The sequence below is a fragment of the Micromonospora sp. NPDC049366 genome (assembly GCF_044466625.1).
Lineage (GTDB): Bacteria > Actinomycetota > Actinomycetes > Mycobacteriales > Micromonosporaceae > Micromonospora.
In genome coordinates, this window is record NZ_JBITMV010000005.1 from 207,116 (window position 1) to 227,090 (window position 19,975).

Here is a 19,975-nt window from a genome sequence, read left to right on the forward strand (position 1 = left end):
CGGCGCCGCCGCACGTCCTCGGTCGGTCGACCGGGCAGCTCAGAACAGCACGGTGGCCAGGGTGCCGACCGGGCGGAAGCCGCACCGCTCGTAGACCCGGCGGGCGGGCAGGTTGAAGTCGTTGACGTAGAGGCTGACGGTGGGTGCGACCCGCAGCAGGGCGTCGCGTACCACCGCGGCCATCGCCGCCGTGGCGATTCCCCGCCCCCGCCACTCCGGCGCCACCCAGACCCCCTGGATCTGGGCGGTGCGCCGGGTCACCACCGCCAGCTCGGCCTTGAAGATCACCCGACCGTCGGCGAAGCGCGCGTACGCCCGACCGGCCCGGACCAGCTCGCTCACCCGGCGCCGGTAGCTGCGCCCGCCGTCCTCGGCCAGCGGCGAGACGCCGACCTCCTCGGTGTACATCGCGACGGCCGCGGGGAAGAGCCGGTCGATGTCGCCGCCGCGTACCCGGCGCACCTCCGGATCGGCCGGCACCGCCGGCAGCGCCTCGGTGGCCAGCAGCGGCTGGTTGGCGCGGACGTCCCGGGCCGGCCCCCAGACGTCGGCGAGCTGGTCCCAGAGCCCGAGCACCGCGTCGGCCCGCCCGACGATCGACGAGCAGAGGCGCTCCTCACCGGCGAGCAGGTCGGCGAAGGCGGCCACGGCCGGCTCGGTGGCGAGCACCGGAGTCAGGTTGCCGCCCAGCCAGCAGAGGGATTCGAGGTTGCGCCGGGCGCCGTAGCCGAGGATCCGACCCTCGGCGCGCCACCAGGCCAGGCCACGCGCGGCGATGCGCTCGGCGACCTGCGCGCCCGCGTACGGGTCGAGGTCGAGCAGGCGCTCGACCGCGCGGCGCTCCGATTCCCCGAGTTGCCGTACCGGCACCGTCAGCACGACTACCAGCCTGCCAGATCCCGCCCCCGGCTCGCGGGCTGAGTGGCGACACTGTCGCTCACACCGCCACCGGGCGCGCCGCCGGGTGGGACTCGCGGGTGGAAACCGCCCACCGGACCACCGGTGGCACCAGGACACCGAGCAGCAGGAACAGCCCGCCGAGCACCAGCCATCCCGGCACACCCCAGCCGATCGCCAGCGTCGTCACCACCACCGGGGCGAGCATCTTGCCCAGTTCGTACCCCATGCTGTAGGCGCCCTGGTACTGACCGTGCGCGTCGTCCGGGGCGAGGCCGAAGGAGATCCCCCAGCCGGCGGCGGAGTGCCACAACTCGCCGACGACGTGGCTGAGGGCCCCGGCGGCGAGGAGCGCGACGGCGGCGGCGGTGGGCAGCCCGCCGCTGGCCGCGAAGAGCACGCAGGCCACGGCGATGGCCACGCCGGCACGCCGCGAGGCGCGGGCGGCTCCGGTGAGGTTCTCCGTGCCCCGCGCCGCCCGCACCTGGAAGAGCACCACGGTCACCGTGTTGACGAGCGTCACGCCCGAGATCACCCAGGCGGGCGCCCGGGTGTGCCCGGCGATCCACAGTGGCAGGGCGATGTTGAGCAGGCCGAAGTGCATGGACAGCAGTCCGTCGAGGACGGTGAAGGCGAGGAACGGCCGGTCCCGCAGAGCGACGAGCCGGGGGCCGTGCGCGGGGGCGACCACCGGTGGGACGACCGGCAGGCGGGTGAAGACCGCCGCCGCGACCAGGGACGCCACCGCGGCGGTCAGGACCAGCCCGACGTACGCGGCACGGGTGTCGGCGGCGATGGCGAAGCCGGCGAGCACGGCGCCGAGGGAGATGCCGACGTTGGTGGTGGCGCGCAGGTAGGCGCGGGTGCGGACCCGCTGGTCGGACGGGACGGCACCGGCGATGAGCGCGCCTCGGGCGCCCCGGTCGGCCGCGTCGGCCAGCGCGGTCGCCGCGCCGATCAGCAGAAACGCCGGAAACGACCGGACCGTGACGAGGGCGGCGGTGAGCCCACCGGCGACGATCAGCGCACCGATCTGGGTGCCGCGCGGGCCGACGCGGTCGGCCAGGTAGCCGGTGGGGGTGCTGGCCAGCACGCCCACCAGCGCCGACACGGTGAGCCCGGCGCCGACCTCGGCCGCCGAGAGCCCGACCGATCGGGTGAGGAACAGCGCGCTCGCCACGAGCCAGAGACCGCGGCCGACGGTCTTGACCAGGGTGCCGATGGTGAGGACCCGGGCCGATCCGGGCGGGGGAAGCAGTCGCATGATCCGCAGCTTAACAAGACGTACGTACGGTTTGTTGCGGGTCGCCGTCCGCCTTGTCGACGACACATTGGCGATATATCGTGGATGCATCGGCGATACCACGAGGAGGAGTTGGTCATGAAGTTCCATCGACAACACCACGCCCTGCACGAGGCCCGGATGCGCGGCTTCGGCTTCCCGCCCTTCCCGCCCGGCGGCCCCCACGGGCCGGGCGGCCACGGCTGGGGTGGCGGACGAGGGCGCGGCCGGGGCCGCCGACCCAACGTCCGGGGGGCCGTCCTGGCGCTGCTCACCGAACGTCCGATGCACGGGTACGAGATGATCCAGGAGATCGACTCCCGCACCGGCGGGGCCTGGCGGCCCAGCCCCGGGTCGATCTACCCGACCCTGCAACTGCTGGAGGACGAGGGCGTCATCGTCGCCGCCGAGGACTCCGGCGGCGGACGCAAGCGGTTCACCGTCACCGAGGCCGGCAGCGCCGAGGCCACCGCGGCGGCGCAGACCCCGCCGTGGGCGGAGTTCGCCCAGGGCACGGTCAACAGCTGGCACGACATCCGGGATGCCGGAGCGCAGGCGATGCAGGCGCTGCGGCAGGTCATGATGACCGGCACCGACGACCAGCGGGAGCGGGCCGCCCAGGTGCTCGACGAGACCCGCCGCAAGCTCTACGCGATCCTCGCCGAATCCGAGTGACCCGGACGCGCCAGGCCCTCACACACGCGAAGAGTGGCCATCCCCGGGGGGTATGGCCACTCTTCGCGTGTTCGTCGACCCGCCACCGGCGGGCGGGCGGTCAGTGGACGGTCACCGTCGGGCCGGTGATCATGCCGCGCAGCTCCTCGGGGAGCTCGGCGCCCATCTCGTCGGCGATCCGCAGCGCCTCCTCGATCAGGGTCTCCACGATCTGCCCCTCGGGGACGGTCTTCACGACCTGCCCCTTCACGAAGATCTGACCCTTGCCGTTGCCGGAGGCGACACCGAGATCGGCCTCCCGGGCCTCACCGGGGCCGTTGACGACGCACCCCATCACCGCGACCCGCAGCGGCACCGGCAGCCCCTCCAGGCCGGCGGTGACCTCCTCGGCGAGCTTGTAGACGTCCACCTGAGCCCGCCCGCAGGACGGGCAGGAGACGATCTCCAGGCCACGCTCGCGCAGGCCCAGCGACTCCAGGATCTGGGCGCCGACCTTGATCTCCTCGACCGGCGGCGCGGAGAGCGAGACCCGGATGGTGTCGCCGATGCCCTCGGCCAGCAGCGCGCCGAACGCGACCGCCGACTTGATGGTGCCCTGGAAGGCCGGGCCCGCCTCGGTGACGCCGAGGTGCAGCGGATAGTCGCACTGCTCGGCGAGCTGTCGGTACGCCCGGATCATGACCACCGGGTCGTTGTGCTTCACCGAGATCTTGATGTCGCGGAAGCCGTGCTCCTCGAAGAGCGAGCACTCCCACAGCGCCGACTCGACCAGCGCCTCGGCGGTGGCCTTGCCGTACTTGCTGAGCAGGCGCTTGTCCAGCGAGCCCGCGTTCACGCCGATCCGGATCGGGACCCCGGCGTCGCTGGCGGCCCGGGCGATCTCCTTGACCTTGTCGTCGAACTGCCGGATGTTGCCCGGGTTGACCCGCACGGCCGCGCAGCCGGCGTCGATCGCGGCGAAGACGTACTTCGGCTGGAAGTGGATGTCGGCGATCACCGGGATCTGCGACTTCTTGGCGATCGCGGGCAGCGCCTCCACGTCGTCCTGGGACGGCACCGCGACCCGGACGATCTGGCAGCCGCTGGCGGTGAGCTCGGCGATCTGCTGCAGGGTGGCGTTGACGTCGGCGGTGAGGGTGGTGGTCATCGACTGCACCGACACCGGCGCGCCGCCACCGACAGGGACCGAGCCGACCATGATCTGGCGGCTGGCCCGGCGCGGCGCGAGCGGCGGGGGCGGAACGGCAGGGATACCGAGACTGACAGCGGTCACTTCAGCACTCACCTTGAGAAGAGCGTGATCGGGTTGACGACATCAGCGGTGATGGTCAGCAGCGTGAACACGCCACCGATGAGAATCACCGCGTACGTGAACGGCATGAGTTTGAGGTAGTCGACGCGGCCCGGGTCCGGGCGGCGCAGGCGCGCGTAGATCCAGGAACGGGCCCGCTCGAACCAGGCGATGGCGATGTGCCCGCCGTCGAGCGGCAGCAGCGGCAGCAGGTTGAACACGCCGATGAAGAAGTTGAGTGAGACGAAGAGCATGAAGAACACCAGCCACGCGTTGTTCTCCACCGCCTCGCCACCGAGCCGGCTCGCGCCGACCACGCTGATCGGGGTGTCGACGTCCCGCTCGCCACCGGTGATCGCCGTCCAGAGCGCCGGAACCTTCTGCGGGATCCGCTGGATCGCGTGGTAGGTGCCCACCGCCATCTCGCCGGTGAAGTCGGCGGTCGCACCGAACGCCCCGACCGGCCCGTACGTGACCCGGGTGGGCGTGCTGGGGATGAGCCCCACGCCGAGCGCGGCGACCGGGGCGACGGCGCCCTTCGGGTCGTCCAGCGGTGGGCGCTCGGTCTTCGCGAGGGTCGTGGTCACCGTGTCCGGCTTCCCGTCCCGGACGAAGCCGATGGTCGCGGTGCTGCCCGGCTGGAGGCCGCGCAGGGTGGTGAGCAGCTGACCGTAGTTGTTGATCGGCATGCCGTTGAGCGAGGTGATGCGGTCGCCGTCCCGCAGTTGGGCCTGGGCGGCCGGGCTCGCGGCGTCGCCGGGCGCGCAGGCGCGGGCGGTGTTGTCCGGCACCACGCAGTCGCTGAGCGCCACGACCGCCGGCTCCTGACGGGCCTGCTCCTCGGTCGTCGGGTAGGCCGGGTTGGGCAGGCCGGCCGACATGGCGAGGATCCAGAGGGTCACCAGCGCGAGCGCGAAGTGGGTGATCGAGCCCGCCGACATCACGATCGTCCGCTTCCAGACCGGGTAACGCCACATGGCCCGCTTCTCGTCGCCGGGCTCGACGTCGTCGTCCTGCGGGGTCATGCCGACGATCTTGCAGAAGCCACCGAGCGGGATGCCCTTGACGCCGTACTCGGTCTCACCCCGCTTGAACGACCACAGGGTGGGGCCGAAACCGACGAAGTAGCGGGTGACCTTCATCCCGAACGCCTTGGCGGTGAGCATGTGCCCCGCCTCGTGCAGGCTCACGGAGATCAGGATCGCCAGGGCGAAGAGCACCACCCCGAGCAGGTATGCCATCAAGCTCCTTCCACCGACCCGGTGATGATCTTCTGCGCGTGCGTACGCGCCCACGACTCGGCCGCGAGCACGTCCTCGACGGTACCTGGTTCGTCGAAGTCCGGAGCGTCCTCCAGGACCCTCGCGAGAGTGTCCACGATGCCGAGGAACGGCAGTCGACCGGCGACGAAGGCAGCCACGCACTCCTCGTTCGCGGCGTTGTAGACCGCCGGCCGACACCGCCCGGCCTCGCCGGCGGCCTTGGCCAGGGCGACGGCCGGGAACGCCTCGTCGTCGAGCGGGGCGAACTCCCAGGTGTGGCTGGTCGTCCAGTCGACCGCGGCGGCGGCGTCGGCCACCCGGTCCGGCCAGCCGAGGCCGAGCGCGATCGGCAGCCGCATGTCGGGTGGGCTGGCCTGGGCGAGGGTGGAGCCGTCGGCGAACTCGACCATGGAGTGGATCACCGACTGCGGGTGCACCATCACGGTGATGTCGGCGTACGGCACGTCGAACAGCTCGTGCGCCTCGATCACCTCGAGCGCCTTGTTGACCATCGTGGCCGAGTTGATCGTGACGACCGGGCCCATGTTCCACGTCGGGTGCGCCAGGGCCTGCTCCGGCGTGACCTCGGTCAACTCGTCGCGCCGCCGGCCCCGGAACGGGCCGCCGCTGGCGGTGACGATCAGCCGGCGCACCTCGCCCCGCGTGCCGCCACGCAGACACTGGGCCAGCGCCGAGTGCTCCGAGTCGACCGGGACGATCTGCCCCGCGCGGGTCACCGCGGCCTTGACCAGGGGGCCGCCGGCGACGAGGGACTCCTTGTTGGCGAGCGCGAGCGTACGCCCGGCGCGCAGCGCGGCCAGGGTCGGCGCCAGCCCGAGCGAGCCGACCACCCCGTTGAGCACCACGTCGCACGGCCACTGGGCCAGCTCGGCCATCGCGTCCGGGCCGGCGACGATCTTGGGTAGCTTGAAGTCGCCGGTGGCCCAGCCGCGCCGGCTCGCCTCGGCGTAGAACGCGAGCTGGAGATCCTGCGCGGCCGACGCCTTCGCCACGCCCACCGCGTCCACGCCCAGTTCGAGGGCCTGGCCCGCGAGCAGCTCCACGTTGCCGCCGCCGGCGCCGAGCGCCACGACCCGGAACCGGTCCGGGTTGCGCCGGACGATGTCGACGGCCTGGGTGCCGATCGAGCCGGTCGAACCGAGCAGGACGAGATCTCGCGGGGAAGTCACCCGCCCATTCTTCCCCAGTCGGGCTGTACGTCCGCTGGGAGCCTCAATCTTCCCCGCCGACCTGCGCCTCCCGCGCAAAGGCCCCGTCGTCGAACCGCTCGGAGGCCGCGTCGTCGGGTTGCTCGGGGGCCGCCTCGTCCAGGAGGTCGGCTGGATCGCGCAGGCTGTCCGCCCCCGGCACACGGATCAGCGGAGGAGCCCGTCCGGGGCCCCGCCGGCACCGGCCAGGCCCCGCGCGCGGAGGAGGCCGAGCAGCGCCGCCCGGTCCTGCGCACCCAGGCCCGCGATGGGCACCGGAATGACCTGCTGGCGATTGATCTTGAGGAGCAGCTGGTCGGGGATCAGCTCGACGGTCTCCACCGCCGGCCAGCGGACCAGGCTCTCCATGAGGTCCGAGACCATTCGGACGCCCTCGTCGGAGACCTGCCAGTCGATCGTCCGCCCGTACGTCTTCCAACTCGTCTGGACAGCGCTGCGCACCACCAGCGGCGGCAGGATCCAGAAGACCACCGCGGCGAACACCCACACCACGACCATCGCCGGGTCGTCGGTGAGCACGGCGACGGCCGCCGGCAGGAGAAGGATGACGCCGCAGAGCCGGGACAGGAGCAGGCTGCGGCCGAGCGTGCGCCGCAGCGCGGCGGCCAACAGGGACCGGTCCGCCTGCGTCTGGAAATCGATCACCACGGGCGCAGACGATACGACCTCCGCCCCAGCCCCTCCACCCCCGCGTCCCGACCAGCGATCGTCGAGGACTGGCGGCGACGGCTGCGGGGAAGTAGAAGGCGATGGGGACGGGCTGGCAGCGGACGCGGCGGATCGTGAGTGCCGCGTTCCGGCCGGTCCGGGGGCGGGACCTCTCCCTGCACGCCGCCGCGATCACCTTCTACGGGGGTGTCGCCATCGTGCCGGTGGCGCTGCTGGCCATCTGGCTGACCTCGCTCGTCGCCGGGACGGGTCGGGTACGCCGGCTCACCGCGTACGCCGTGCGGACCCTGCCGGACGACATCGGCGCGCCGCACGCGGTGGCCGCGCTGGTCGACGCCGGCGTGGGACTGACCCCGGTGCTGGCGTTGGCCTCCCTGTTGCCCGCGTCGCTCTACGGCGAGGGGCTGCGCCGCGCGTTCGTCTCGGTCGCCGCGTCGCACACCGGGGAGAGCTGGGTCGGTTGGCGTGGCCGGCTGCTGCTGTTGCCGCTGCTCGCGCCGGCCCCGGCGCTGCTGCTGTCGATCCTGGTGGCCCTGCCCACCACGACGGGGCTGGTACGCCAGGGCGGCTGGGCCGGGGTGCTGGGCGTGGTGCTGTCGTTCCTGGGTGTGTGGCTGGTGCTCACGCCGGTGCTGCTGTGGGTCTTCCGGGTGGTCGGCCCCGCCTCGCCGGACTGGCTCTCCGCGCTCGCCGTCGGCTCGTTCACCGCGGCGAACCTCTCCGGGTTCCTGCACGGCTTCGTGCTCTTCGCCTCGCTCCCCCTCGACCTGGGGGCACCGTTCGGCGGCTTCGACGAGATCGGCGCCGGTGTCGCCGTGCTCCTCTGGCTGTACGTGTTCCACGTGATCGTGCTCAGCGGCTACTCCGCGACCCTGGCCCTGAGCGCCTGGCGAACCCGCCGCGCCGGGGCGGACCGGGGTTGACCAAGAGATTCGCGTCACCCGAGGGTCCGTTCCTGACGCAAACCTCTTGATCAACACGGGTCGGGGCAGCCGGGTCAGCGTCGGAAGGGGCCGGTCACCTCGTAGGTGACGCCGTCGGTGCCGGCGCGGGCCCCGCTCGTGCCGCGCTGGGAGGAGAAGTAGAGGCGGAAGCCGTCCGGGGAGAAGGCCGGCCCGGTGATCTCCGACGAGGACTGGCCGACGATCCGCAGGAACGGGCTCACCACCCCGGTCGGCGTGATGACGTTGATCTCCATGTCGCCGCCGTCCTCGGCCACGTAGAGGTCGCCGCCCGGGGTGCCGGTGATGTTGTCCACGCCCGTCAGCGGAGCGGCGCCGGGCGGCACCAGCGAGTCGTCGTACGCCAGGTCGAGGCGCTGGTTGACCGCGTCGTACGCCCACACCCGGTTGTCGCCCTTCGTGGTGAACCAGCAGGTGCCCTGGTCGTACCAGCAGCCCTCGCCGCCGTCGAAGTGCTTCGCGGCGCCCACCTGCCACCGGGTGAAGATCGGGAAGCCGTCCCGGTCCGGGATGTCCCGCCAGGTCACCGGGCCGGCCACCTGGTCGGCGGGCGCGCAGAGCACCTGCACCTTGCCGGTGCGCAGGTCCCCCCAGGTGTCCGGGATGAACCGGTAGAAGCACCCGTCGTTCTCGTCCTCGGTCAGGTAGACCACCCGCCGGTCCGGGTCGCAGGCGGCGGCCTCGTGGGTGAAGCGGCCCATCCGGGTCCGCTCCTCGGCGGCGCGGCTGCCGTCCGGCCAGGTCTCGAAGACCCGCCCGAGCGGCACCTCCTCGCAGGAGAGCCAGGTGCCCCACGGGGTCGCGCCACCGGCGCAGTTGACGTTGGTGCCGCCGAGGATCCGGTACGCCGCCGTGACCGAGCCGTCCGCCGCGAACCGCACCGCCGAGGCGCCACCGACCAACGGCACCTCGGAGTTGGACACGTAGATCCAGCCGGTGCCGGCGGGGAAGCAGGCGCCACCGTCGGGTGCCGGATGCCAGACGTACGAGGTGCCGGCGACCCGCTGACCGGAGCGGGCGATCACCCGGCTGGTGAAGTCGGCGGGCAGTTGCAGGCCGTTGCCGTCGGCGGGGAGCAGGTCCCCGTACGGGCCGGGGCCGGGCTGCGCGGGACCGGCCAGGGCGGCGCCGGTCCAGAGGCTGCCGGAGAAGGCCGCGGCGCCGGAGATGGTGGCGGCCCCGGCGACGGCGGAGCGCAGGACGGTACGACGGTCCATCGGATGACCTCCCGGACGTGAGTCGATACGTTGTCGACGCTAGGGCCGACACGACATCGACGGAACCCACTATCCGGTAAACGCGGAATGACGGGTCTCCGGTGGGCTCGACGCCGACTCCCGCAGCCCGTAGCGGCGGTAGACGCGGCCGAGCGGGCCCGGCGCCCACCAGTTCCAGCGGCCGAGCAGCCGCATCGTCGCCGGCACCAGCAGCGCCCGGACGAGCGTCGCGTCCACCACGATCGCCACGATCATGCCGACGCCGATCAGCTTGATGAACGCCATACCGCCGGTGGCGAAGCCGGCCACCACGACGATCAGCAGCAGCGCGGCCGCGGTGATGATCCGGCCGGTGTGTTGGAGCCCGGCGGCCACGGCGGCGGTGTTGTCCCCGGTCCGGTCCCACTCCTCCCGCACCCGCGAGAGCAGGAACACCTCGTAGTCGGTCGCCAGCCCGAAGAGCACCGCCAGCATGAGGATCGGGTTGCTCGGCTCGATGAACCCGGTGGGGGTGAAGCCGAGCAGGTCGGCGAGGTGACCGTCCTGAAAGATCCAGACCACCACGCCGAACGACGCGCCGATCGAGATGAGGTTCATCAGCACCGCCTTGACCGGCAGCACCACCGACCCGAACGCGAGGAAGAGCAGCACCAGCGTCGCGGCGGCCATCAGCAACGCCATCCAGGGCAACCGGGCGCCGAGGCTGTCCAGCAGGTCCCGGTCGGCGCCGGGCCGGCCGCCGACCAGCACCTCCGCACCCGCCGGCCCGGGCAGGTCGCGGACCGCCCGCACCACGTCCTGGGCCACGTCGCCGGTCGGCTCCCCCGGGTACGTCACGCTCAGCAGCGTCGCCTCCCCCCGGTTGGCCGTCACGGTCACCCCGGTGACCCCGGGCAGCCGGGCGATCCGGTCGGCGAACGGGCGCACCGCCTCGGCCGACGCGCCGGAGACCAGCACCTCCACCGGGGCCACGGTGCCGCCGGGGAACTCGGCGGCGATCCGTTCGGAGACGACGCGCGGCTCGGCGCCCACCGGGAGCACCCGCTCGTCGAAGCCGCCGAACGTGATCCGCAGGAACGGCGTGGCCAGCAGCGTCAGCAGCAGCGCGACCCCGACCAGGTAGGGCACGGGGCGGCGCATCACGCTGCGGGCGATCCGGGCCCACGCGCCGCCCTGGACGGCATCGGGGCCGCCGCCGGTCGCCGTGCCGTCCGGGGCGCCGGCCGCGCCGTCGGCGGTCGCCGCCGGCCGCCCACCCGCCGTCGCTCGCCGCCACGGCAGCGGTACGCGCACCGCGTCGATCCGTGGCCCGAGCACCGCCAGCAGGGCCGGCAGCACGGTCAGCGCCGCGAGCATGGCGACCAGCACGGCGGCCATCCCGCCGAGGCCCATCGAGCGCAGGAAGGACTGCGGGAAGATCAACAGACTGGCCATGGCGAGCGCGATGGTGAGGCCGGAGACGAGCACGGTCCGGCCGGCGGTGACCATGGTGTGCCGGACGGCCCCGGCGCTGTCGCGGCCGGCGGCCAACTCCTCCCGGAACCGGCTGACCACGAAGAGCGCGTAGTCGACCGCCATGCCGAGACCGATCAGGGTGATCACGTTGATCGCGAAGATCGACACCTCGGTGACGACGTTGACCAGCCGGACCGCGACGAACGCGCCCAGGATCGCCAGCCCACCGATGAGCAGCGGCGTGGACGCGGCGACCAGCCCGCCGAAGATGACCACGAGCAGCACCAGCAGCACCGGCATGGAAAGCAGCTCGGCGCGGGTGATGTCCGCCGTGGTGCGGGTGTTCGCCTCCTCCAGGAAGGGCACGTTCCCACCGGTCTGCGTGCGTACGCCGGGGGTGTCGAGCACGCCGCGCAGCTCCCGGTAGGCGGCGGTCTTGCCGTCCTCGTCGTCGGCGCGCAGCTGGACCAGCGCGTAGGTGGCCCGCCGGTCGCCCGCGAGCAGGGCGGGCGCACCGGTGTCGTACCAGGTGGTGACGGTGGCGACCTCGGGCCGCTCGCGCAGCCGGGACACCGTCGCCGCGACGGGATCGCGGAACGCCGGCTGGTCGGCGGTGGCGGTGTCGCTGGACCAGAGCACGATCACGTCCGCGCCCTGCGGCCCCAGCTCCTCGGTGATCCGCTCGTAGGCCCGGGTGGACTCGCTGGCCGGGTCGTCGAAGCCACCGCCGGTGAGCTGCCCGAAGACCCCGGCGCCCCAGGTGGCGCCCACGACCGCGAGCAGCAGCCCAGCGGCCAGCACGGCCCAGCGCAGCCGCACCACGACCCGTCCCCACCACGCGAACACCGCGCCTCCCTCGCCGCCGGCCCGCCCCAGCATCCCCCACACCGCGCGCGGACGTGAGGGAGCCGGGGTTTCGGGGGGCCGGCGACGCGGGCGGCCGTCACGGGGCGGCGAGCGCCTCGGTGGGGGTGAGCCGGGCCGCGCGGATCGACGGGTAGACCCCGGCGACCACGCCGACCAGCAGCGCCCCACCGACACCGGCCGCCACCGAGGCGATCGGCACGGTCGGTGGCCAGCCCTGGTAGCCGGCGTACCCGACCGTCGCCAGCACACCGAGGACCGTCCCGGCGGCGCCGCCGAGGAGGGAGAGCAGCACCGACTCGGTGAGGAACTGGGTGCGGACCTGGGCCCGGTTCGCGCCGAGGGCCCGGCGCAGGCCGATCTCCCGGCGGCGTTCCAGCACCGAGATCACCATCGTGTTGGCGACCCCGATGCCGCCGACCAGCAACGCCACCCCGGCCAGCCCGAGGAAGAGCGCGGAGAAGGTGTTCTCGGTGGCCCGCTTCGCGGCGAGCGCGTCCGAGGGGCGGCTGACCTGCACCAGGCCGGGGAGTTGCGGATTGAGCGTCGCCGGCAGCACCGCCCGCACACCCTCCAACGCGTCCTCCCGCGCCTGCGCGTAGACGACGGTGGGGTGCCCGTCGAACCCCAGGACGTCCCGGGCCGCGCCCCAGCCGACCAGCACCGACCGTTCCAGGTCCGGCGCGAGCGGCATCGGGTCGAGGATGCCGACCACGGTGAACCAGTGCCCGTCGATGTTCACCTGCGGCGGCTGCCGCGGGTCCACCGTCGCGAAGCCGAGCCGGCTCGCGGCGACGTACCCGAGGACGGCGACCGGCAGCCGGTCCGTTCCGGCGGCGAGGAAGCGGCCCGTGCGGAGCCGGCCGTTGACCGTGTCGAGCAGGTTGGGCCGTGCGGCCAGCACGGTGAGCCCCCCGTTGTCGTACCGGTCCATGACGTCGCTGCGGCGCACCGTGGTGTGGGTGTTCGCGACGGCGCTCGTCGCGGTGACCGGCCCGATCCGGGCCGCCATGGCGGCCGACTCCTCGGGCAGCAACACGGGCGGCGTCCGGTCCGGCACCGGCTCGGCCCGCAGCAGGTTGGTGCCGAGGGCGGAGAGCTGATCCATCAGGTGCCGCTGGCTGGACGCCGGGATGCCGACCACCACGATCATCGTGGCGATGCCGATGGCGATGCCGAGCGCGGAGAGGACCGCCCGCCCCCGCCGGGTGGTGAGCCCGAGCAGACCGAGCCGGAGCACGTCGGTCGGGGCGAGCCGGACGGGCCGGACGCCGCGCCGCGCCGCGTCGCCGCGCCTCATCGCCCGCTCCGTTCGCCGCTGGTCGCGGGGTCGCCTCCCGAGCGGCGGCCGGGCCCGGAAGCGGTGTCCGCGACGACCCGTCCGTCGCGGATCTCCACCTGTCGGGGGGTCCGCGCGGCGATGTCCCGGTCGTGGGTGATGAGGGCGATGGTGGTCCCCTCCGCGTTCAGCTCGGTGAGCAGCGCCAGGACGGCCTCGCCGGTGGCCGTGTCCAGGGCGCCGGTCGGCTCGTCGGCGAGGACCAGCGCCGGGTCGTTCACCAACGCCCGGGCGATCGCCACCCGCTGCCGCTCCCCACCGGAGAGCTGGTGCGGCAGGTGGTCGACCCGGTGGGCGAGGCCGACCCGGGCCAGCGCCTCGACCGCTCTACAGCGACGGTCGCGGCGGCGCACCCCGGCGTAGAGCAGCCCGGTGGCGACGTTCTCCACCGCGTCGAGCCCCGGGGCGAGATGGAACTGCTGGAACACGAAGCCGAGCCACCGGCCCCGCAGCGCGGAGAGCCGCCGGTCGGAGAGGGCGGTGACCTCGTGTCCGGCGACCCGGACGTGACCGCTGGTCGGCAGGTCGAGCGTGCCCATGATGTTCAACAGGGTGGACTTGCCGGAGCCGGACGGGCCGACGATGGCGAGCAGCTCACCGGCGTGGACGCGCAGCGACACGTCGTCCAGCGCGGTGACTCCGCCCGGATACGTCCGGCTCACCCGCTCGATGGCGAGGACCGGTTCCCGGTACGCGGGGATCACCTCGGTGGGGGCGTCGCCCGCGCTGGTGACGAGGGCGCTCACGAGGCCGTCACCACGGCGAGTCCCTCGGTGACGCCGGGCCCGCTGACCTCGATCAGGCCCCGCGCGACCATGCCGGTCTCCACCGCCACCAGCCGACCCTCGGGAACCTGGAGCGCGTAGCCGCCCTCCCGGAGCGCGACCAGCGCGCCGACCGGCACCGCGAGCACGTTCTTCCGCGTCGCGCTGGTGAACCGGACCTGGACCGCGGCGGCGTCCAGCGTCGCCACGTCCGCCGCCTTGACCGGGCTGACGAGCACGTTCACCTTCGGCGGGCTGCTCTCACCGGCCCCCTGGTCCGCTCCGCCGCCCTGGACGGTGCGGGATACCGACGCCACCCGGCCGGGGACCTCGGTCCCGTCGGGCAGGACGATCACCACGCCGGTGCCGGCCCGGATGCCGTCGACCTCAGTGGCCTCGACCGGCACGGTGACCAGCTTCGTCCGCTCGGTGACGGCCAGGAGTTCGCCGGCGACCGCGTCACCGGGCAGGGCCTTGACCGCGCTGACCCGCACCGACCCGGGAAGCACGACGGCCGCGCCGACGGTCAGCTTGCCGGTCGGCTCCAGACCGTTCTGCTGCTGCCACTTCTTGATCGCGGCGACCAGGGCCGGGGTGAGCACGGCACGGTCCGGGCCGAGCTTCGCGCCGTTCCGGCCCCGGGTGGGCTGGGATCCGGTGCGGAGACCGAGCGCCGCGAGGTTGTCCAGCACCATCCGGACGTCACTGCCCTCCAACCCGGGCGTGTCCAGCGGGCGGAAGAGCGGGACCGTGCCGAAGAGCACCGGCACCGGCCGGTCGTCGACCCAGTAGAGCGGCCGGCCCCGGGTCACCGTGTCGCCGACCTTCGGCAGCCGGGTGACGACGCCGCTTCCGGCCCCCTTCACCACCCGCTCCGGCCCGAACCCGAGAGTGCCGCCGACGCTGCGGCTGTCCGACAGGTCGGTCCGGGTGACGGTGGTCGTGGCGATCGGCGGTGGGCCGCTCGCCGCTCCGTCCGTCGACCGGTCGCGCAGGGTAAGCAGCGCGCCGCCGGCGCCGGCGGCGGCCAGCACGACGGCCAGGACGGCGAGGGCCACGGGCCGGGCCCGTCCACGCGACCGGCCGTCCGGCGAACTACTTGCGGCCACCGAACGCCTCCTGGGTGCAGTCGCGCTCGGCCCGCGTCAACGCCTCGCCCTCCACCGCGATGGCGACTCCGTCGTCGTAGGTCCACCCCGAGCCGTCGGGGAGCGCGTGGATCTTCATGCCGCGCCCGCGCAGGCACTGCACGTAGTCGCTGAACTGGCTCAGGTAGTTCGGGTTCTTCTTCGGGTCCAGCTCCGGCGGCATCACCGGCAGCTTGTCGGCGCAGGCCGCGTACGCCGCCTTCGGCTCGCCACTGGAGAGGTCGAGGTCGATCCCGTCGCCGTTTCCGGCGGCCCCGGGCACCTGGCCGTGGTTCTCCGGCACCCCGTGGTCCTTCAGGCAGCGCAGGTACGACTGCCAGAGCCGCGACTTCTCCGCCTCCGTGGTGTCCAGACGCAGCTGCGGACCGCCCCCGGTCCCGCCGGCCGGCGCGGACGCCGACGCGCTGTCGGCCGGCGCGGTGAGCGACGCCACATCACCCGCCCCGTCGGCCCGGTCCCCACCGTCGCCGGCGCCGCCGCAGCCGGCGAGGCCGGCGACCGCGGTGAGCAGGGTGACAGCGGTGCGCGCGGCGAGGCGGCGCGGACGCGGCCCGGACACGACCCGATTCGGTCTGATCGTCATGTCACCGAGCCTCGCGGCCGGTTGTCAGGGACCTGTCAGGAAGCTGTGGTGATCCGATATCCGCTGGTCAGGCGCGCTCCTCGGCCTCGGCAGACCGGGTCGCGGGAACGTACAGTCGCCGCCGTGGGTGCGCATGTGCTGGTGGCGGAGGACGACGAGAAGCAGGCGGAGCTGGCGCGCCGGTACCTGGAACGCGAGGGGCATCAGGTCGTCGTCGTCCCGGACGGGCGGGCCGCTCTGGAGCAGATCCGACGCCGACCACCGGCACTGGTGATCCTCGACGTGATGATGCCGAAGGTCGACGGGCTGGACGTCTGCCGCATCCTGCGCCAGGAGTCGGACCTGCCGGTGCTGATGCTCACCGCCCGGTCGACGGAGGACGACCTGCTGCTCGGCCTGGACCTGGGCGCCGACGACTACATGACCAAGCCGTACAGCCCACGGGAGCTGGTCGCCCGGGTCCGGACGCTGCTGCGGCGCGGCCGGCGCCCCGCCCTGCCACCCGACCCGGTGCTGCGCGTCGGCGCCCTGCACGTCGACCCGGTTCGGCACGAGGTCACCAGCGACGGACGCCCCGTCGACTGCACCCCGGGCGAGTTCCAGCTGCTCGAGGCGATGGCGGCACAGCCCGGGCGGGCGTTCACCCGGGATCAACTGCTCACCTACCTGCACGGCACCGGCCGCTACATCACCAACCGCACCGTGGACGTGCACGTGATGAACCTGCGCCGGAAGATCGAACCGGATCCGCGCCGGCCGGTCCGGCTGGTGACGGTGTACGGCGTCGGCTACAAGCTGGTCGAGGGCGTCCGTGGCGCCTGAGCTCCCCCTGCGCCGCAGCCTTCTGGTCCGGCTGCTGGCCCTCGCCGTCCTGATCGCGGTCGGCTCGATCGCGGCGACCGCCTGGCTCGCCGTCCGCACCACCACCGGGGCGATCCGCCAGGAACAGGGGCAGGCGCTCGCCGACGACGCCCACGTCTACGACACCCTGCTCACCTACGCGGCGACCCACCCCGACTGGAGCGGCGTGGACGCCGCTCTGCGGCCGCTCGCCGACCAGGTCGGCCGGCGGATCACCCTGACCACCGGGTCCGGTACGCCGATCGCCGACTCGACGCCCGGCGCGGGTGGGCTGCCGGCGAAGCCCTCCGCGGTCCTCGACCCGCTCTCCGTCGACGCCGCGCTGACGCCGGGGCCGGACGCCCGGGCCGGCGCCCCGTCGACCGACCGCATCGACCCCCGCGCCGTGGGCCCGTACCGGTTGCCGGAGGAGGAACGCGCGACGCTGCGCCACCGGGCGGACGAGGCGCTGCGCTGCCTCCGGACCGGCGCGAAGATGGAGGCCACGGTCGTGGAGGGGCCGAGCGGGCGGCCCCGGATCGACACCCCCGGCACGGACCTGGCCGGCAGTGCGCTCTGTGCCGAGTCCCGCGCGGCGCTGGAGACGTCGACGCCCACCGAGCGCAAGGCCCTGGCCCAGCTCAACGCCCTGGTGAACACCTGCCTGGCCCGCCGGCACCTGCCCGAGGTGCGGGTCGCCCCCGACTGGACCTGGGCGTGGCTGCCCGGGCCCACCGGCCCGAAGCCCGACGCCGAACAGGACCAGGAGGAGAGCCGCGCCGTGCGGGCGTGCGTCGGGAGCAGCCGGCGGGAGCAGCTTCTGCCGTACGTCGCGCAGCCGGCGGCGCTCTACGTCACCGACCTGGCCGGCCGCCCCTCCACCGCCTTCGACCTCTCCCCGGCCAACCAGGCCCGGATCGTCGCGGTCGCCGGGCTCGTCCTGCTGGTGACGGTCGGCGTCACCGTGCTCGCCGGCATCCGGCTGACGCGTCCGCTGCACGCCCTGATCGGCGCGGCGCAGCGGATGCGCGACGGGGACGGCTCCGCGCGGGTCCGCGTCACCGGTCGGGACGAGATAGCCCGGCTGGCCGAGGTCTTCAACGACATGTCGGCCCGGCGTGAGCGGCTGGAGGAGCTGCGCCGGGCGATGGTCAGCGACATCGCGCACGAGATGCGTACGCCGGTCACGAACATCCGGGGCTGGTTGGAGGCGGCCGAGGACGGTGTCGTCGCCCCCGACCGCCGGCTGATCTCCTCGCTGCTGGAGGAGGCGACGCTGCTGCAGCACGTGATCAGCGACCTGCAGGACCTGGCCGAGGCCGACGCGGGCGCGCTGCGGTTGCACCGCGAGCACGTCTACCTCGCCGACCTGCTCGCCCAGGTCGTCGAGGCGCATCGGGCGCAGGCGGACCGGGTGGGCGTGTCGATCGCGCTGCACGCCGAGGCGGACCCCCAGCTCGACGCCGACCCGGTGCGGCTGCGGCAGGCCGTGTCGAACCTGCTCGGCAACGCGCTGCGGCACACCCCGACCGGCGGCAGCGTGACGGTGCGCGCCGAGCCGGCCGGCGACGCGGTGATCGTCACGGTGGCCGACACCGGCTCCGGGATCAGCGCCGAGGACCTGCCCCGGGTCTTCGACCGCTTCTGGCGCGCGGAGAAGTCCCGCGGCCGGCAGACCGGCGGCAGCGGCCTGGGGCTCGCCATCGTCCGCAAGCTCGTCGAGGCGCACGGCGGCACCGTCGCCGCGGCCAGCACGATCGGGCTGGGCTCGACCTTCACGATCCGACTGCCCGCCGGTTCCGAGCGGGCGGAATCGGACCGGCCGCTAGGTTAGGCTGCCGCGGCATGAGCAGTGAACTTCCCGCCCGCGCCGACGTCGTGGTCGTCGGGGCCGGGCACAACGGCCTGGTCTCCGCCATTCTGCTGGCCCGCGCCGGGCTGGACGTGCTGGTGCTGGAGGCGGCGGACGTGATCGGCGGCGCGACCCGCACCGAGAACCCGTTCCCGAAGGTGCCCGGGCTGCGCCACTCCACCGGCTCCTACCTGCTCGGGCTGATGCCACCGGAGCTGCTCGCCACCCTCGACGTGCGGATCCCGGTGCTACGCCGCGACCCGCACTACTTCCTGCCCACCCCGGGCGGGCTGGGGTCGCCGTACCTGCTCTTCGGCAGCGACACCGCGGCCACGCGGGCGCAGCTCGCCGAGTTCTTCTCCCCCGCCGACGTGGCCGCCGACGACGCCCTCCAGGCCGAACTGGCCGCGCTGCGGGAGGACCTCGCGCCGGCCTGGCTGGCCGAGCCGCTGCCGGTGGAGGAGACCGCCGAGCGGTACGTCCGGCCGGCGCTGCGGCAGGTCTTCGTGGACCTGGTCCGCGGCTCGGTCGCCGACTACCTGGCCCGGTTCGACTTCCGCTCCGAGCTGCTGGTCAGCATGTACGCGGTCACCGACGGGCTCTCCGGCCTGAACGCCGGGCCCGACGACCCGGGGACCGGTCACAACTTCCTGGTGCACAACATGTGCCGGCTGCCCGGCTCCGGCGGCACGTGGATGATCGCCGAGGGCGGCATGGGCACGGTGAGCCGCACCTTCGCCGAGGCTGCCCGGGCCGCCGGGGCGCGGATCCTGACCGACGCGCCGGTCCAGGCGATCACGCTGGACGGCGGCGCGGCGAGCGGGGTGGTCCTGGCCGACGGTCGGGAGGTGGCGGCCCGGGTGGTGCTCGGCGCGTGTGACCCGTACCGGCTGATGGGTCTGCTGCCCGACGGCGCGCTCCCGGCACCGCTCGGCGAGCGGATGACGGCGGTCCGCCGCACCGGCAGCACCCTGAAGCTCAACCTGGCGCTGGCCGGGTTGCCCCGCTTCTCCTGCCTGCCGGCGGCCGCGCCGAGCCCGTTCGGCTCCACCATCCACCTGCTGCCCGGGTCGGCGTCGCTGGTGGGCGGCGACACCTCGTCGCCGATGGCGGCGCTGCGGGCCATGTGGGCGGAGGTGCGGGACGGGCGGCTGCCGGCGGAGCCGACCATCGAGTGGTACCTGCACACGACGGTCGACCCGTCGCTCTCCGACGGGAAGGGGCACCACTCGTCGGCGCTGTTCGTCCAGTCGGTGCCGTACGAGCTGGCGGGCACCACCTGGGACGCGGCGCTGCCCGGGTACGTGGAGCAGCTCGTCGCGATCTGCGAGCGGTACGCGCCGGGCACCGCTGATCTCATCGTCGACGCGGTGCCGCTGCCGCCGCCCGGGATCGAGGCGCACTTCGGGATCACCGGCGGGCACATCCACCACGTCGACAACACGGTCTCGTTCACCGACCGGATGCCGTACGCCACCGGTGTCGACGGCGTCTACGCGGGCAGCGCGGGCTGCCACCCGGCCGGCAGCGTGATCGGTGCCGCCGGCCACAACGCCGCCCGCCGCATCCTCACCGACCTGGGCACACCCTCCCGCTGATCATGAAGTTGTCGCCTCGACACGCCCCGGGGCGGCGGGCAACAACTC

The 19,975-nt window shown here is 73.7% G+C and carries 17 protein-coding genes; 5 read left to right on the forward strand and 12 right to left on the reverse strand.

Features of this window, described 5'->3' with window-relative positions; genetic code table 11:
- Positions 1-39 precede the first annotated feature (39 nt).
- Positions 40-879 (reverse strand): GNAT family N-acetyltransferase, encoded by an 840-nt coding sequence (locus tag ACIBTV_RS10160; RefSeq protein ID WP_396703676.1) that lies wholly within the window; start codon positions 877-879, stop codon positions 40-42.
- A 58-nt stretch (positions 880-937) separates the two neighbouring features.
- Complete coding sequence (locus tag ACIBTV_RS10165) at positions 938-2,161, reverse strand: MFS transporter (protein ID WP_396703677.1); 1,224 nt, start codon at positions 2,159-2,161, stop codon at positions 938-940.
- 117 nt (positions 2,162-2,278) lie between these two features.
- On the opposite strand from ACIBTV_RS10165, the gene ACIBTV_RS10170 reads away from it, so the two are divergent.
- Complete coding sequence (locus ACIBTV_RS10170; RefSeq protein ID WP_396703678.1) at positions 2,279-2,854, forward strand: PadR family transcriptional regulator; 576 nt, start codon at positions 2,279-2,281, stop codon at positions 2,852-2,854.
- Positions 2,855-2,954: 100 nt separating this feature from the next.
- Here ACIBTV_RS10170 and ispG read toward each other — a convergent pair whose 3' ends face one another.
- From ispG to ACIBTV_RS10190, 4 genes are all read right to left on the reverse strand, one after another.
- Positions 2,955-4,127 carry a flavodoxin-dependent (E)-4-hydroxy-3-methylbut-2-enyl-diphosphate synthase gene (gene ispG, locus ACIBTV_RS10175; RefSeq protein WP_396703679.1) on the reverse strand — a complete coding sequence of 391 codons (1,173 nt, stop codon included), beginning with the start codon at positions 4,125-4,127 and terminating at the stop codon, positions 2,955-2,957.
- 8 nt (positions 4,128-4,135) lie between these two features.
- Complete coding sequence (locus tag ACIBTV_RS10180) at positions 4,136-5,386, reverse strand: M50 family metallopeptidase (RefSeq protein WP_396703680.1); 1,251 nt, start codon at positions 5,384-5,386, stop codon at positions 4,136-4,138.
- Positions 5,386-6,597: a 1-deoxy-D-xylulose-5-phosphate reductoisomerase gene (gene dxr, locus ACIBTV_RS10185; RefSeq protein WP_396703681.1), complete on the reverse strand. Its 1,212-nt coding sequence runs from the start codon at positions 6,595-6,597 to the stop codon at positions 5,386-5,388. Before dxr ends, ACIBTV_RS10180 begins: the two co-directional genes overlap by 1 nt.
- A gap of 186 nt (positions 6,598-6,783) precedes the next feature.
- Positions 6,784-7,284 (reverse strand): YcxB family protein, encoded by a 501-nt coding sequence (locus ACIBTV_RS10190; protein WP_396703682.1) that lies wholly within the window; start codon positions 7,282-7,284, stop codon positions 6,784-6,786.
- Between the two features lie 101 nt (positions 7,285-7,385).
- On the opposite strand from ACIBTV_RS10190, the gene ACIBTV_RS10195 reads away from it, so the two are divergent.
- Positions 7,386-8,228, forward strand: a complete 843-nt coding sequence (locus ACIBTV_RS10195; RefSeq protein WP_396703683.1) for a YhjD/YihY/BrkB family envelope integrity protein — start codon at positions 7,386-7,388, stop codon at positions 8,226-8,228.
- 74 nt (positions 8,229-8,302) lie between these two features.
- On the opposite strand, the gene ACIBTV_RS10200 is transcribed toward ACIBTV_RS10195, so the two are convergent.
- The 6 genes from ACIBTV_RS10200 to ACIBTV_RS10225 all read right to left on the reverse strand — a co-directional run bounded on the left by ACIBTV_RS10200 (position 8,303) and on the right by ACIBTV_RS10225 (position 15,637).
- Positions 8,303-9,484: an alkaline phosphatase PhoX gene (locus ACIBTV_RS10200; RefSeq protein WP_396703684.1), complete on the reverse strand. Its 1,182-nt coding sequence runs from the start codon at positions 9,482-9,484 to the stop codon at positions 8,303-8,305.
- A 69-nt stretch (positions 9,485-9,553) separates the two neighbouring features.
- Entirely contained in the window at positions 9,554-11,785 is a 2,232-nt protein-coding gene (locus ACIBTV_RS10205) for an MMPL family transporter (RefSeq protein WP_396703685.1), read from the reverse strand.
- A 97-nt stretch (positions 11,786-11,882) separates the two neighbouring features.
- Positions 11,883-13,103: an ABC transporter permease gene (locus tag ACIBTV_RS10210; protein ID WP_396703686.1), complete on the reverse strand. Its 1,221-nt coding sequence runs from the start codon at positions 13,101-13,103 to the stop codon at positions 11,883-11,885.
- Positions 13,100-13,843, reverse strand: a complete 744-nt coding sequence (locus ACIBTV_RS10215) for an ABC transporter ATP-binding protein (RefSeq protein ID WP_396703777.1) — start codon at positions 13,841-13,843, stop codon at positions 13,100-13,102. The genes ACIBTV_RS10210 and ACIBTV_RS10215 overlap by 4 nt, the downstream gene beginning before the upstream one ends.
- Positions 13,844-13,884: 41 nt before the next feature.
- The gene (locus ACIBTV_RS10220; protein WP_396703687.1) at positions 13,885-15,015 is read right to left on the reverse strand and encodes a peptidoglycan-binding protein; all 1,131 of its coding nucleotides are present in this window, start codon (positions 15,013-15,015) and stop codon (positions 13,885-13,887) included.
- A complete protein-coding gene (locus tag ACIBTV_RS10225) occupies positions 15,002-15,637 on the reverse strand; it encodes a hypothetical protein (RefSeq protein ID WP_396703688.1) in 636 nt (211 codons plus the stop codon). Before ACIBTV_RS10225 ends, ACIBTV_RS10220 begins: the two co-directional genes overlap by 14 nt.
- A gap of 123 nt (positions 15,638-15,760) precedes the next feature.
- Between ACIBTV_RS10225 and ACIBTV_RS10230 the strand changes: the two genes are divergently transcribed.
- From ACIBTV_RS10230 to ACIBTV_RS10240, 3 genes are read left to right on the forward strand one after another with little or no spacing between them, the layout of a single operon-like run.
- Complete coding sequence (locus tag ACIBTV_RS10230; protein WP_396703689.1) at positions 15,761-16,459, forward strand: response regulator transcription factor; 699 nt, start codon at positions 15,761-15,763, stop codon at positions 16,457-16,459.
- The gene (locus tag ACIBTV_RS10235; protein ID WP_396703690.1) at positions 16,449-18,311 is read left to right on the forward strand and encodes an ATP-binding protein; all 1,863 of its coding nucleotides are present in this window, start codon (positions 16,449-16,451) and stop codon (positions 18,309-18,311) included. The genes ACIBTV_RS10230 and ACIBTV_RS10235 overlap by 11 nt, the downstream gene beginning before the upstream one ends.
- Before the next feature lie 11 nt (positions 18,312-18,322).
- Positions 18,323-19,927, forward strand: coding sequence for a phytoene desaturase family protein (locus tag ACIBTV_RS10240; protein ID WP_396703691.1), 1,605 nt, complete (start codon positions 18,323-18,325; stop codon positions 19,925-19,927).
- Positions 19,928-19,975 lie beyond the last annotated feature (48 nt).